The sequence below is a fragment of the Octadecabacter sp. B2R22 genome (assembly GCF_018861045.1).
Classification (GTDB): Bacteria; Pseudomonadota; Alphaproteobacteria; order Rhodobacterales; family Rhodobacteraceae; genus Octadecabacter.
The window spans coordinates 72,275-86,066 of sequence record NZ_JAHKQJ010000007.1 but is presented as its reverse complement, the minus strand read 5'-3'; the positions used below and the strand labels follow the sequence as shown (position 1 = coordinate 86,066).

Annotated in this window: 17 protein-coding genes and 1 other RNA gene; 6 read left to right on the top strand and 12 right to left on the bottom strand. The window is 56.5% G+C overall.

What is annotated here, in order from left to right:
• The first annotated feature begins 50 nt into the window (after positions 1 to 50).
• Positions 51 to 1,337: a guanine deaminase gene (gene guaD, locus KO486_RS05820; RefSeq protein WP_216036312.1), complete on the top strand. Its 1,287-nt coding sequence runs from the start codon at positions 51 to 53 to the stop codon at positions 1,335 to 1,337.
• On the opposite strand, the gene KO486_RS05815 is transcribed toward guaD, so the two are convergent.
• The 4 genes from KO486_RS05815 to KO486_RS05800 form a co-directional block, all read right to left on the bottom strand.
• The gene (locus tag KO486_RS05815) at positions 1,334 to 1,786 is read right to left on the bottom strand and encodes a CAP domain-containing protein (RefSeq protein ID WP_252734600.1); all 453 of its coding nucleotides are present in this window, start codon (positions 1,784 to 1,786) and stop codon (positions 1,334 to 1,336) included. The two genes, guaD and KO486_RS05815, sit on opposite strands and share 4 nt — an antisense overlap.
• 10 nt (positions 1,787 to 1,796) lie before the next feature.
• Positions 1,797 to 3,134: an 8-oxoguanine deaminase gene (locus tag KO486_RS05810; RefSeq protein WP_216036311.1), complete on the bottom strand. Its 1,338-nt coding sequence runs from the start codon at positions 3,132 to 3,134 to the stop codon at positions 1,797 to 1,799.
• 92 nt (positions 3,135 to 3,226) lie between these two features.
• Complete coding sequence (locus KO486_RS05805; protein WP_216036310.1) at positions 3,227 to 4,048, bottom strand: inositol monophosphatase family protein; 822 nt, start codon at positions 4,046 to 4,048, stop codon at positions 3,227 to 3,229.
• A gap of 68 nt (positions 4,049 to 4,116) precedes the next feature.
• Positions 4,117 to 4,485, bottom strand: coding sequence for a helix-turn-helix transcriptional regulator (locus KO486_RS05800; protein ID WP_216036309.1), 369 nt, complete (start codon positions 4,483 to 4,485; stop codon positions 4,117 to 4,119).
• Positions 4,486 to 4,769: 284 nt separating this feature from the next.
• Here KO486_RS05800 and KO486_RS05795 point away from each other — a divergent pair, with 284 nt between their 5' ends.
• Entirely contained in the window at positions 4,770 to 5,726 is a 957-nt protein-coding gene (locus KO486_RS05795; protein ID WP_216037512.1) for an NADPH:quinone oxidoreductase family protein, read from the top strand.
• On the opposite strand, the gene KO486_RS05790 is transcribed toward KO486_RS05795, so the two are convergent.
• Positions 5,723 to 6,604: a LysR family transcriptional regulator gene (locus KO486_RS05790; protein WP_216036308.1), complete on the bottom strand. Its 882-nt coding sequence runs from the start codon at positions 6,602 to 6,604 to the stop codon at positions 5,723 to 5,725. The genes KO486_RS05795 and KO486_RS05790 overlap by 4 nt on opposite strands.
• 114 nt (positions 6,605 to 6,718) lie before the next feature.
• Between KO486_RS05790 and KO486_RS05785 the strand changes: the two genes are divergently transcribed.
• The 4 genes from KO486_RS05785 to KO486_RS05770 all read left to right on the top strand — a co-directional run bounded on the left by KO486_RS05785 (position 6,719) and on the right by KO486_RS05770 (position 8,667).
• Complete coding sequence (locus tag KO486_RS05785; protein ID WP_216036307.1) at positions 6,719 to 6,925, top strand: hypothetical protein; 207 nt, start codon at positions 6,719 to 6,721, stop codon at positions 6,923 to 6,925.
• 180 nt (positions 6,926 to 7,105) lie between these two features.
• On the top strand, positions 7,106 to 7,846 hold the full coding sequence (locus tag KO486_RS05780) for a Bax inhibitor-1/YccA family protein (protein ID WP_216036306.1): 741 nt from the start codon (positions 7,106 to 7,108) through the stop codon (positions 7,844 to 7,846).
• 60 nt (positions 7,847 to 7,906) lie between these two features.
• Positions 7,907 to 8,077, top strand: coding sequence for a hypothetical protein (locus tag KO486_RS05775; protein WP_216036305.1), 171 nt, complete (start codon positions 7,907 to 7,909; stop codon positions 8,075 to 8,077).
• Positions 8,078 to 8,082: 5 nt separating this feature from the next.
• Complete coding sequence (locus tag KO486_RS05770) at positions 8,083 to 8,667, top strand: hypothetical protein (protein WP_216036304.1); 585 nt, start codon at positions 8,083 to 8,085, stop codon at positions 8,665 to 8,667.
• Positions 8,668 to 8,735: 68 nt separating this feature from the next.
• Here KO486_RS05770 and rpmG read toward each other — a convergent pair whose 3' ends face one another.
• From rpmG to gatC, 7 genes are all read right to left on the bottom strand, one after another.
• Positions 8,736 to 8,903, bottom strand: coding sequence for a 50S ribosomal protein L33 (rpmG, locus tag KO486_RS05765; RefSeq protein WP_048597310.1), 168 nt, complete (start codon positions 8,901 to 8,903; stop codon positions 8,736 to 8,738).
• Between the two features lie 97 nt (positions 8,904 to 9,000).
• The gene (gene mgrA, locus KO486_RS05760; RefSeq protein WP_216036303.1) at positions 9,001 to 10,032 is read right to left on the bottom strand and encodes an L-glyceraldehyde 3-phosphate reductase; all 1,032 of its coding nucleotides are present in this window, start codon (positions 10,030 to 10,032) and stop codon (positions 9,001 to 9,003) included.
• 151 nt (positions 10,033 to 10,183) lie between these two features.
• An RNA gene (gene rnpB / locus KO486_RS05755) (RNase P RNA component class A) lies at positions 10,184 to 10,578 on the bottom strand.
• Between the two features lie 12 nt (positions 10,579 to 10,590).
• Positions 10,591 to 11,319, bottom strand: coding sequence for an N-acetylmuramoyl-L-alanine amidase (locus KO486_RS05750; protein WP_252734599.1), 729 nt, complete (start codon positions 11,317 to 11,319; stop codon positions 10,591 to 10,593).
• Positions 11,271 to 11,963 (bottom strand): hypothetical protein, encoded by a 693-nt coding sequence (locus KO486_RS05745; protein WP_216036302.1) that lies wholly within the window; start codon positions 11,961 to 11,963, stop codon positions 11,271 to 11,273. Before KO486_RS05745 ends, KO486_RS05750 begins: the two co-directional genes overlap by 49 nt.
• A 59-nt stretch (positions 11,964 to 12,022) precedes the next feature.
• The gene (gatA, locus tag KO486_RS05740) at positions 12,023 to 13,501 is read right to left on the bottom strand and encodes an Asp-tRNA(Asn)/Glu-tRNA(Gln) amidotransferase subunit GatA (RefSeq protein WP_216036301.1); all 1,479 of its coding nucleotides are present in this window, start codon (positions 13,499 to 13,501) and stop codon (positions 12,023 to 12,025) included.
• The gene (gatC, locus tag KO486_RS05735; protein ID WP_216036300.1) at positions 13,501 to 13,788 is read right to left on the bottom strand and encodes an Asp-tRNA(Asn)/Glu-tRNA(Gln) amidotransferase subunit GatC; all 288 of its coding nucleotides are present in this window, start codon (positions 13,786 to 13,788) and stop codon (positions 13,501 to 13,503) included. The genes gatA and gatC overlap by 1 nt, the downstream gene beginning before the upstream one ends.
• Between the last annotated feature and the right edge of the window lie 4 nt (positions 13,789 to 13,792).

The window sequence follows — 13,792 nt, the reverse complement described above, 5'->3', positions numbered from 1 at the left end:
TCCTTGATTTCGCGATTTACGACCATGGGGAGTGGGGCTAGGTTGATGGAATGAAAGACATTCTCCTTATTGGTCAGACTTTGCGCTTCACGGCGGATCCATTTACCGTTCCGCTGGAAGACGCCGCTAAAACCAGCGCTCGTGGGGCTGTTTTAGTGCGTGACGGCAAGATTGCCCAAACCGGTGAGGCCGTTGATTTGCAGCGCGAAAACCCACTGGCCAAGGTTATTGATCACGGCGACAACGTCATTACGGCCGGATTTATTGACGCGCACATGCACTTCCCACAGACAGCCATGATTGCCTCGTGGGGGTTGCGGCTGATTGATTGGTTGAACACTTATACTTTTCCAGAAGAAATGCGGTTTGCGGACCCGGATTATTGCGACAAGATCGCGGGCCGTTCTTTGGATCTTGCTCTGGCGCATGGCACGACGACACTCACCAGTTTTTGCACGATTCACCCTGCCAGTGTTGACGCGTTCTTGGGCGCGGCCGCAAAGCGGAACATGGCAGTGGTCGCAGGCAAGACTTGTATGGATCGAAATGCGCCGGATGGGCTGCAAGATACGGCACAAACTGCTTATGATGACAGCAAGGCGTTGCTGAACAAGTGGCATGGCAAAGGGCGAGCGACCTATGCTATCACGCCTCGATTTTCGCCGACCTCTACACCGGATCAGCTCGCAGCGCTTGGGGCGCTTTGGGGCGAACATCCCGACGCTATGATGCAAACGCATCTGTCTGAACAGCTGGACGAGATTGAATGGGTGCGTGGGTTGTTTCCAAATGCCCGCGACTACTTGGACACCTACGAAACATTCGGACTTCTGGGCGAGCGGGGCTTATACGGCCACGCGATCCACCTTGAAGATCGAGAGATTGACCGTCTGGCCGAAATGAACGCTGCCGTGGTCCACTGCCCCACGTCTAATACATTTATTGGGTCGGGGCTGTTTGACATGGCCGGCCTTAAATCGCGCGGTATCCGCACAGGACTGGCAACAGACACAGGCGGCGGATCGTCATTTTCCATGTTGCGGACAATGGCGGCAGCCTATGAAATAGCCCAATTGCGCGGGACGGCACTACACCCGGCTCAACTCATGTGGCTCGCGAGCGAAGGATCTGCATCCGCCCTTCATATGTCCGGCGAAATCGGGTCGCTGAATGTCGGGGCAATGGCGGATATTGTCGTGCTCGATCTGTCATCAACCCCAGCCACCGCGCAACGCACGGCTGAGGCAGAAACGTTTTGGGAAGCACTGTTCCCCACCATCATGATGGGCGATGATCGTGCAATCGCGCAGGTCTATGTGGCAGGGCAGCCAGTCTAGCAGCCGCGCCCCATCATCAAGACCCACATGTTCCCGACACGCCCGATGCCGAACTCGCGCGCATCCCTAAGCAGGATGTTGCGACGATGCCCGCTGGAATTCATCCAAGTCGTGAACACCTCAGACTCAGTTTCTTGTCCCGACGCGATGTTCTCTGCCGCAGCACAGGCATATCCCGCCGCCCGCGCACGATCTGTGAACGATGATCCAGTCCGACCCGTGTGGGAAAAATAGTCGTTCGCAACCATATCGGTCGCATGGAACCGCGCGGCTTGTGACAAACGCGCATTTTCACGCACAGGGCCAAGCCCCGTATCTGCCCGCGCCGCATTCAGCAAAGACACCATATTGTCCGCCGGAATCTCGGACCCTACTTCGATGGGTGTCGGAAGCTGTGTGGGCTGACAGCCCGCAAGGGCAATGGCCGCGATAAAAACAAGGCTGCGCATCTTTGTCTCCTTAAGTCTGCAAATTCTGAACCATCTGGTTCTGGCGCACAACCGCGCTCTTCAAATCAAAGCTGACCACGCGGCCATCCGCCACAATACGCCGTCCTTCAACCAATAGATCACGCACTTTGGTTGGGCCGGCCAAGAGCAGTGCAGCAGGATCCCACGACCCCGCGCTCTCGACGCCGCTCACATCCCAGATCGCGATGTCTGCACGTTTCCCGACAGCGATTTGCCCGCAGTCATCACGGCCCAACACCTCTGCTCCGCCGCGCGTCGCAATCTCCAGTGCTTCGCGAGCTGACATGGCGTCGGCCCCTTGTGCGACCCGCTGCAACAGCATGGCTTGGCGGGCCTCTCCGATCAATGATCCAACGTCATTGGATGCGGATCCGTCCACGCCCAGACCGACCGGAACACCCGCATCCCGCATCGCGCGAACCGGTGCGATACCTGATCCAAGGCGGCAGTTGGAACACGGACAATGGGCGACTCCGGTTTTGGTTCGTGCAAATAAATCAATCTCTTGCCCGTCGAGCTTCACGCAGTGTGCGTGCCACACATCAGGCCCTGTCCAGCCGAGGTCTTCGGCGTATTGCCCCGGTCGGCAACCGAACTTTTCAAGGCTGTATGCGATGTCTTCGTCGTTTTCAGCCAAATGGGTGTGCAGCATCACGCCCTTGTCCCGCGCAAGGACCGCCGCATCGCGCATCAGATCGCGACTAACCGAGAACGGCGAACACGGTGCGACGCCAACGCGGACCATCGCGCCTTCGGACGCATCGTGGTGGGCATCGATCACACGAATGCAATCTTCAAGAATGGCGGCTTCTTTTTCGACCAGCGAGTCAGGCGGAAGTCCGCCATCGCTTTCACCGATGCTCATTGCGCCACGGGTCGGATGAAACCGCAAGCCCACTTCGGACGCCGCTGCAATCGTGTCGTCCAGCCGCGACCCGTTGGGATAAAGGTAAAGGTGATCGGACGTCATCGTGCAGCCCGACAACGCCAATTCAGCCAGCCCGACTTGGGCCGAGATGAACATCTCTTCGGGGCCAAATCGCGCCCAAATCGGATAGAGCGTTTGCAACCAGCCAAACAGCAGTGCGTCCTGCCCCCCCGGCACGGCGCGGGTCAATGTTTGGTAAAGGTGGTGGTGCGTATTGACCAACCCCGGCGTCACGACACAGCCAGCGGCGTTGATGACATCGGCGGTTCCGGCCTCAAGACCAACCCCGATTTCAGTGATCACGCCGTTTGAGATTAGAACATCGGCGCCCGTCAGCTCGCGGCGCGTGTCGTCCATTGTCAGGATTGTCGAAGCACCCCTAATCAAAACATCAGGCATAAGCCCCCCTTTCGATCCCGTTCGGCAAGGATGCTGTCGCCAGAACGGGTAAGGACGCGACGGTTTGAATTAACGAGAAATCAAGGCAGTTTTCAAGTCATCGATGCCTTTGACAGTATCTCAAGCGCGCGGGCGTGGATGTCCGCGTTTGCGGCGGCCAAGACCTGCCCACCTTCATGGGCCGGACCACCCTGCCAGTCTGTCACGACCCCGCCTGCGGCTTGGATCACTGCAATGGGTGCTTGAATGTCGTAAGCGCTCAGGCTGGCCTCAACGACCAGATCAATCTGCCCCGCCGCGATCAGCGCGTAAGCATAGCAGTCCATCCCGTAGCGGGTCAGTTTGCACTGGGCGGCAACTGACCTGAACGCGGCGCCCTCAGCCTCACTGCCGACTTCCGGGAAAGTCGTCAAAATCGTCGCATCCGCCAGATCGGTTGTGGTTTTGGTGGCAAAAGAGGCTGTTCCTAAGGGGCCGACGACCTCGCCAATGCCAAAGCCACCCTCAAACCGTTCTCCGATGTAGGGTTGATCGATGATCCCGTAGATCGGGCCACTGGCATCACGCACCGAGATCAGAACACCCCATGTCGGTGTGCCGCTGATGAACCCACGAGTGCCATCAATCGGGTCCAGAACCCATTGCAGCCCGCTGGTCCCGTCTTTGGTCCCGTATTCTTCGCCCAAGATGCCGTCATCAGGCCGCAACCGCGCTAAAACATCCCGCATGGCAAGTTCAGCGGCGCGGTCGGCCTCGGTTACAGGGTCAAATCCGCCGGCTTCTTTGTTGTCAGACGCAATTCCCGTCCGAAACAGGGGCAAGATCACAGCGCGTGCAGCGTCAGCCAATGCGTGCGCGCAGGCGCGCAAAGCGGCCTGATCGTCCGTGTTCAACGTAATTTGTTTTAGGGTCATTGTGCCCCCCCTTTGGCTGCCTGTGTCCAGCGGTAGCGGGACTGGCAGTCAAAGGTCAAGAGGGTCGCTTAAGCGGCTTCGCTTAGGACACGTGCCAGATCGAACAACCGGCGACGCTGGTTTTCGGGAATGGCATAGTATGAGCGCAGCAAATCCAGCGCTTCTTTGTCGGACAGAACATCGCTTGGCATGTCTGATCCGTCTGCTTCGATCAACGCGGCATCTAGACCTTCAAAGAAGAAAGAGACGTCAACACTCAGAGCATGAGCGATATCCCAAAGACGGGACGCACTTACACGGTTCATACCGGTTTCGTACTTCTGAATCTGCTGGAATTTGATTCCAACTTGGTCGGCCAACTGCTGCTGAGTTGTACCACTTACCCAACGGCGATGGCGAATACGCTTGCCAACATGGACGTCAACTGGGTGCTTCATAACTTGGTTCCTGTTTTTTCGGCCTGCCTGGTGCAACGATTTTGTCGTACCTTGCAGACTAATAGGGTGACAGATTTCTCTGCTGATGAGCCTTTACACGACGCCAAGCACAGAACACGCAAGGGTTGCACGCCCACCCCTATCCTTTAGGACAGGTTTTGCATCTGCTACCCTGTCGAAAAGGACAGTCTTCCGTTTCTTTGGCTTAAAAACAAACACCTGATGAACCCGTCCCAATACAGTATCCCGCCGACTCAAAAGGGTTTAATTCCATGAAAGATCACATGCGCGCCTATCAAGTTATCAAGTCAGGGGCCGAGCCCGAAACCGTCAACGCCCCCATTCCAACTCCCGCACAAGGCGAAGTCTTACTCAAAATCGAAGCCTGCGGACTTAACTTTGCTGACCTTTTGATGGCCAAAGGCACTTATCAAGACACACCAAACGCACCTTTTACATTGGGAATGGAAGTCTGCGGCACGGTCTTGGCACAAGGTCCGGGGGTAACAACCCCCGATGTAGGGGCGCGGGTCGCGGTGTTTGGCGGGCAAGGCGGGTTGGCGGAACAGGGCGTCTTCTCTGCTGATCTGTGCCAGCAAGTGCCGGACGGAATGAGCGCTGAACAAGCTGCTGGTTTTCAGGTCGCCTATGGAACCTCCCATTTGGCGCTAACACGTCGTGCCCAGTTGCAAGCCCATGAAACATTGTTGGTTCTAGGTGCCGCAGGCGGGGTTGGCCTGACGGCTGTTGAAGTTGGTAAGGCGCTTGGGGCAACCGTGATTGCCGTTGCGCGCGGTGAGGACAAATGCGCCATCGCCAAAGCCGCAGGGGCAGATCATGTTTTTGATGCAAGCGCCGACATCACAGCCGAGGTCAAAGCATTGGGCGGTGCCGATGTGGTTTATGATCCTGTTGGGGGTGATGCCTTTGCCGCTGCGATGCGGGCAACCAACCGCGAGGGACGCATTCTGACAATCGGATTTGCCAGCGGCGATGTCCCACCAATTCCCGCCAACCACCTTCTGGTGAAGAACATCAGCGTAATAGGCTTCTATTGGGGCGGTTATCTTAAATTTAATCCCGAAGCGCTCACAACCAGCATGGCAGAGCTGTTCACTATGTTCTCTCAAGGACGTCTCGCGCCCCATGTCAGCCACGTTCTACCGCTCGAACAAGCGAGTGACGCGCTGGAACTTTTACGCAGCCGCAAAAGCACCGGCAAAGTCGTCGTCACGCCCTAGGCGCGCAAACGTGCGTCCTCGACGGCCCATTCTGACATGTAAGAATGGCGGATCATGTCATAGAGAGCAGCCTGAACCGGATCGGCCTTGGACTGCATATAAAGGACGATCTGTGATTTCCCCGGATCTGGCAGGTTTGCCTCTGCTGGGATTGGCACCGTTTGGCGGGCATAGACCCCTTTGATGACAGCGTGCACGGCCAAGTCCGCACTCACGACCGCTTGGATCGCCGTGTCCGTATGGGAATCAACGATCATCTCCCATTCGAACTTTGCGTCGTCCATACGCTTCAAAACGCCTGCGCGGAAAATACAGTTGCTGCAAAACGCGACAGGTAGTGGGCGTTGCTTCCATGCGTTGCCCCCTTGGGACCCGACCCAGACCAGCGGCAAAGTGACGAGCGACTCGCCCCCAGGGCCAGGTTCAGCTTCGGTGGTGATAATCGCGTCGCATTCGCCTCGATCAAACATCTCCCGCAGGACGCGCGTCGGTTCCGACACCAAATGAATTTTCATCCGTGGAAAATCAGACGCAAAGCGACGCAGCACTGCAGGAATATAAGGGTCAATAATGTCGTGCGGCACACCGAGGGTGATCTCACCCTCGAAATCATCCGCCGTCAGCCGCTGTAAAGCTTCGTCGTTCAACGCCAACATCCGGCGCGCATAGCTAAGAAGCTGTTCCCCTTCGGGTGTGACGCCGATCTGGCGGGCAGAGCGGTCCAGAAGCGACGCCCCAAGGCTTTCTTCCAACCGTTTAAGCTGCATGGAAACCGCCGATTGCGTCAGGTGCAGAACGCCCGCGGCTTTCGTCACGCCGCCAGCATCTGCAACGGTCACAAAAGAGCGCAGCGCCGTCATGTCCAAATTTCTCGCCATATCAAATATCCTGATGCTTCATCTATCAATCATTCATTTCACTTATGCCATAGGATCGCGGATATATCAACTTACAACATATGAATAGCACAACACATCACGAAAGGACTTGTAATGACACATTCACTGAGCCGCGCAGATTGCCTGCCACGCACCACATCCCAATCCGCTCCCCGCACGACCCTAGGCACTTACATGGCCGTCTGGAAACAACGCCGCGAACTGGCCTCTATGGATGTTAACCGTCTGAAAGACCTTGGCATTTCCGCAGAAGCCGCCATAAAAGAGGCAGCACGCCCGTTTTGGGACCTGCCCCTTTGACCCCGAAAACGCGGCGCTGAGCAGTAATCCAGACAAATTCGCACGGATTTACTGCACCGCGCCGCTGGTTTCCCTTGAAAATCAGGGCGAACGTGCCAATATCCAATCCAAGGGAGTTCATAAGAGGCGTTGTGCCTCTTTTCGGGCCCGTATTTTAACGTTCACCCCTGGAGGGACTTCATGGCCGACTATAGAAACCCGCAGATGACAGCTGGAGCTGGCGTCCGCACCGCAGAAATCGACGCGGGCCTTCGCGCCCACATGAACAAGGTCTACGGACTTATGTCCGCGGCCATGGTTGTCACAGCAGCGATTGCCTACTTCATCGGCACAAACAACGCAGCGCTGGCAACAATCTACAACACACCGCTGTTCTATGCCGTGGTCTTTGGCCCGCTGGCCTTGGTTCTGGTGCTAAACTTCAGCTTCGCCCGCCTGTCTGTTGGCGCGCTGAACGGTATCTTCTGGGGCTACGCAGCCCTCACTGGCGCATCGCTCGCCGTGATCTTCGCCATGTTTAACTTGGGCGAAATTTTCTTGGCATTCGGCATCACGTCTGTTGCCTTCCTTGGCTTGTCGCTGACGGGCTACACCACAAAACGTGATCTTGGGCCAATGGGTGCCTTCTTGATTATGGGTGCATGGGGCCTTGTTGCTTTGTCGCTGGTGTCTTGGATCTTCGGCTTTAGCTTTAGCGGCATGTCGTTCTTCATCAACGTTGCAGCGCTGGTGATCTTTGCTGGCCTCACAGCCTACTACACGCAGAGCATCAAAAACGAATACCTGCAGGCCCGCCAGTACGGTGGTCCAGAAGCAGAGCAGTACCTTGAAAAAGCCGCCATCGTTGGCGCGTTGAGCCTCTACATCTCGTTCATCGCGATGTTCCGCTCTATCCTGTTCTTGCTGTCGTCCAACGACTAAAGACCAGCACTACCAAACGCAAAGGGCCGCCTCGGATCTAACATCCGGGGCGGCCTTTTTATGTCTTACGACGCTTTAGACGTCCCAAGATCTAACGGTGCGGTGGCGGTAACCTGCTTGATTGCAGCACTGTCCCGCCCCGCCCGTTTCTTTGATGCGATTGAGGCGCTAACGTCTTTACCACTGGCACAGGTGTCTGGGCTTGGGGGCGACATGGGGCGAAATTCTTGAACTTGATGAAGCGACTTTTCGGCGATGGGCCAGACGAACAGACCACTTTGGTTCGCTCCGAACTTGCGGCCGCCGACACTGCCAAAGTCGCTGGTCCATGGGCCCACATCGCGGCTTTGGACATCCCTTATATCAAGGCGCTCGGGTTTGACCGTGCCAGCGAAGACATGCTGGTTGTAACCAGTAACGGTCAAAGCGTGATCTGCGGCCAGACGGGCGACATCCTTTATCGAAATCGCGATGAAGATGGCTTCGACGCTGAGGCGCTTAAGGGGACCCGACTGGACCACCCTGCAAACGAACGCTTTGACATGGCTGGGCTGTTCGGTGGGGGCCTACGGACCCACCTCAAGGATGGCTGGAAGGTCGAACAATTGGACCACTACCGCGTCCTGACACCCGCCCTTGGATCGATCCATTTTCGCGGCCCGTCATGGGACGGGTATGACCACGACGATACGTTCTACTTGCTGGACCGCTCTGGCGACAGCTTGCAGGTTCTTGGCTTTTCATGGACGGGCCGCACCCTTGTCTGCGCGACATCGAAAACCCTGAACATCTGGGGCCGCCCTGCCCCCTTAACGCTTTAACAAACGAAAACGGGCCGCCGCAGAATTTAATCTGGGGCGGCCCGTAATTCCGACATAGAAAGGCGATCTTACTTGATCTTGCCTTCTTTGTATTCGACGTGCTTGCGGATGACTGGGTCGTATTTGTTAACGACCATTTTTTCAGTCATCGTACGTGCGTTCTTTTTGGTCACGTAGAAGTGGCCAGTGCCTGCAGTGGAGTTCAGGCGGATTTTAATCGTGGTTGGCTTCGCCATGGTGTGTCTCCGGCTTCGCGCGGCAAAATGCGACGCGTAAATTGAATCTGAACCCGCCTTTTAGGGGGTTTGCCCACCGAGTCAACAGCAATCGGCGCTAAACATCCTCCGAAGACGTCGCCCAGAGGTTTAAGCCTTTATCCCCCGCGAATTTATCGATCTCAGACAGCTCTTTTTCGGTGAAGTCCAGATTGGATACCGCACCCGCACAATCCACGATTTGGCTGGCCTTAGACGCCCCGATCAAGGCCGTGGTAATGCCCTCGTCGCGCAACACCCAAGCGATCGCCATCTGCGCAAGTGTTTGCCCGCGCGCCTCGGCGATATCATTGAGTCCTTTTAAGGATGCGATCATCTCGTCTGTAATTGCGCCCGCATCAAGTGAGCTGTCTTGCGTCGCGCGGCTGCCTTCGGGAATGCCGCCAAGGTATTTTTTCGTCAAAAGCCCTTGCGCCAGTGGGGTAAAGGCAATCGACCCCACCCCGAGTTCGTTCAGCGTGTCCTTAAGGCCATCACGTTCCACCCAACGGTTCAGCATGTTGTAGCTGGGCTGGTGGATCAAACAGGGCGTCCCAAGGTCCTTTAGGATCGCTGCGGCCTCACGGGTGCGTTCGGAGTTGTAGGACGAAATACCGACATACAAGGCACGGCCTGAACGCACGATGTGATCCAGCGCGCCCATGGTTTCTTCAAGCGGTGTATCGGGGTCAAAACGGTGCGAATAAAAGATATCGACATAATCAACGCCCATACGTTTCAAGGACTGATCACACGATGAGATCAGATACTTACGGCTGCCCATTTCGCCGTAAGGCCCATCCCACATGTGATAGCCCGCTTTGGAACTGATGATCAGCTCATCTCGGTAGCCCTTAAAATCTGTATTCAGGATTTCACCAAAGGCTTCTTCGGCGCTGCCTGCTGGTGGGCCGTAGTTATTGGCAAGGTCAAAATGCGTAATTCCGTGGTCAAACGCTGTTTGGCACATCTCGCGTTTGGTATCATGTGCTGTTGCCCCGCCGAAATTGTGCCAAAGGCCAAAGGAAACGGCGGGCAGCTTTAGCCCAGAGTTCCCACAGCGGCGGTAGGTCATTTTGGAATAGCGGTCAGCGGCGGGTGTATAGGTCATCATAAGGCTCCTTTGGCGGAGACCGTGGCAGAGCCACTTGAAACACGCAACACGTTCACATCTATCTGACGCGCCTTAAGTCCTGAGTGGCTGCGGATCTGGCTGCGCCAGACACGCTTTGCCACCCGTATTTTCGCCCCTACGGGCGAAAATACGCGGAGGATCTATAAGCCGGATTTTGTTCCCCGCTCGCCTCGAAAGACGAAACGGTTCGATGACCATTCATCTAAGGTGCCTGTTACCAGACACCCTCTAGCTGCCAACCCGGACCTGCTCGGATCAAGACGATCCTGCGAAGGTTGCCCTTCACGCGCGGCCCCTATTTGGCATTGCTCCCGGTAGGGCTTGCCATGCCAGCGATGTTGCCACCGCCGCGGTGGTCTCTTACTCCACCGTTTCACCCTTACCCCGCTTTACGGGGCGGTCTGTTCTCTGTGGCGCTCTCCGTCAGGTTACCCTGCCCGGGCGTTACCCGGTACCGTGCCTTGATGGAGTCCGGACTTTCCTCGAACGGGTTACCCCGCTCGCGGCCATCCGATCCTCCGCGTAAGACGTGTCCTAAGAAGTGAGGTTGAACTTAGCAATAGGGAACCGTGCAGCCAGATCGGCGGCGATTGCACAATCCCACCCGTCCAGCGGGCCGACATGCCCCTGACGGTGCCGCATCCGCAGCGCTGAGATCAGCACATCAAGTTCGGGGACGTCCCCGTAACCAATAGCAGACAGGTCCGTGCGAAAGGCGTCTTCACTCACGGTGGTCGGCGCATTGGGGGATGCCTTCACGGCCAGCCCTGCCCGCACCAAACGCGCCCAATCAAACCGCGCACCCGGATCGATTTTGCGGCCTGGCGCAAGGTCGGAATGGGCAATGACGCGCTCTGGGCGGATTGCCCAGCGCTCCATGATCTTTGACAGTAACGTTTCGACAGCGTCCATCAAAGGCGCGGAAAACGGCGAAAAACCATCATTGGACAACTCAATCCCGATTGAACGGGAATTGACGTCAGCAACATTACCCCACGACCCTGCCCCAGCATGCCACGCGCGTTGATCTTCATCGACCAAGGACACAAGCTCACCTTGCGGGGAAATCAGATAATGAGCGGAGACTTCGGCTTCTGGATTGCACAGCCAATCGCGTGCTTTGCGCCAGTCGGGCATCGCGGTGTAGTGCAAAACGATAATGTCGGGTGTCGCGCCGTCGCGACGCGGGCCGAAATTAGGCGAAAGGCCCAATCTTAGTTTCCAGTTGCGACCGAACGGAACGCCTGAGGGTCCCAGCCACATGCAAAGCCGTCGCCATCGGGGTCAATGCCCATACGGTCACGCTGTGGCCCGCCACTGGTCAAGAAATCGCGCTGTGCTTCGTCTGGTGTGCGGTACTTGGCGCAGTTGCGCTGGAACCGACTATCCCCAGACAGGCCAGAGCGATCAAAAACTTCTTCGCCACGGTTGTTGGGCGCTTGAAGGGCATAGAGCACGATGTTGGGTTCAACACGGCCATTGCGCACGGGCAAGGCTGTTGCTTCGATCAATTGATACGCGGCGGCTTGACGGGCACGACGCTCAGCGTCGCTTTCGATGCTTTCACGGCCAGACACGGCGCTGAAGTCTTGTTCGTCGGAAATATCAGGGTTGGACGCCAGCGCGCCCTGTTGCTGAACAGGGTCTTGCGTCGTTGTGGTCGTTGCGATCCCCGCGTCAGCAAGGTCGCTTGTGGTGACACCGTTCGTTGCTGGCGGCACAAACGTTCCAGTGGTCGCGCCTGTGGTTGGAACAGTATCCCCTCGCAACGCGGCCTCACGGCGGGCGCGCTCAAGTTCAAATTCGGCATAATCGCTAAAGCCAACGCCAGCGCCACTGTCAGGAACCTGTGGTGCACAGGCGGTAAGGACCAATAGGCTCGCACCAAGAATTGCAATCTTCTTCATATACTTATCCACGAAAATGGCCTTGTCTGACTGACTTCAATCTGTTGCTTTTAGGCGGTTTACCACCAACGGCTTGGTTTTGCTACAAATTGCGCAGCTTTCTCAAGTGCATAGGCAGTATTCAGCAACTCGCCTTCTTCCCATGGACGACCAATCAGCTGCAAACCAAGCGGCAAACCGTCTTTGTCGACGCCTGCAGGCACGGCCACACCAGGCAGCCCAGCAAGGTTCACAGTCACTGTGAACACGTCGTTGAGATACATTTGCACCGGATCCGCATCCTTCATCGCGCCCAATTCGAAAGCGGAGGATGGCGTTGCAGGTGTCAGGATGGCATCCACACCGTCAGCGAACACGTTTTCAAAGTCGCGCTTGATCAGCGCACGAACCTTACGGGCGCGGTTGTAGTACGCGTCATAGAAACCCGCACTCAGGACGTATGTCCCAATCATCACACGGTTTTGCACTTCGTGGCCAAACCCTTCGGCGCGGGTCTTTTCGTACATCTCGGTGATGCCATCGCCTGCGTCGAGCTTGGCGCGGTGGCCAAAACGCACCCCATCATAACGCGCAAGGTTTGACGACGCCTCAGCAGGCGCAATCACGTAATACGCAGGCAGCGCGTATTTGGTGTGTGGCAGTGTAATATCGCGGATTTCAGCGCCTGCGTCTTTCAACATTGCAGTGCCATCAGCCCAAAGCTTGCTGATCTCTTCGGGCATGCCATCCATGCGGTATTCTTTCGGAATACCAATGACTTTCCCACGAATATCACCCGTAAGGGCTGCTTCAAAATCCGGCACGGCGATATCAGCCGATGTGGAATCTTTCGGATCGTGACCAGACATCGCGCTCAGCATGATTGCGCTGTCACGCACGTCTTTGGTCATTGGGCCCGCTTGATCCAGTGAACTTGCGAACGCAACGATGCCCCAACGGGAAACACGTCCGTATGTTGGCTTGATGCCTGTGATCCCTGCAAAAGCGGCAGGTTGGCGGATAGATCCGCCAGTATCCGTGCCGGTCGCACCAAGACACAAGTCAGCCGCCACAGCAGACGCTGATCCACCCGATGACCCACCAGGTGTCAATTCAGCCGCGTCATTTCCGCGTTTCCACGGGTTCACGGCGTTGCCATAGACAGAGGTTTCGTTGGACGACCCCATCGCGAATTCATCCATGTTGAGTTTACCCAACATGACAGCACCCTGCCCGAACAACTGCGTTGTCACTGTCGATTCATATTCGGGCTTAAACCCTTCAAGAATACCGGACGCCGCCTGCGTTGCCACGCCTTTGGTGCAGAACAAGTCTTTGATACCCAATGGAATACCATTCAGGTCACCGCCGTCTTTGCGCGCATCGGCTGCCTTGGCTTGTTCCAATGCAACTTCCGGCGTCTTGTGGACGAATGCGTTCAATGTGCCAGCCTTGTCGATCTCGGACAGGCAGGCTTCGGTTAGCTCAACGGATGTCACTTCGCCTTTTTTCAGGGCATCGCGCGCTTCGGAGATTTTCAGTTTGCTCAGCTCGGACATTATTCAACCACCTTCGGAACAGCAAAGAACCCTTCACGGGCATCGGGTGCGTTTTTCAAAACGGCTTTCTGCTGATCGCCATCTGTCACCACATCGTCACGACGTTTCAGGCGCTGCGGCGTCACGGATGTCATCGGTTCGATACCGTCAACATCAACTTCGTTCAGCTGTTCGATAAATCCAAGAATCGCGCTGAATTCATCGGCCAAGGCTGGCAATTTGTCTTCTGGCACCTGAATGCGGGCAAGTTTTGCCACGCGGCGTGCGGTTTCCGTGTCGATGGACATGAAA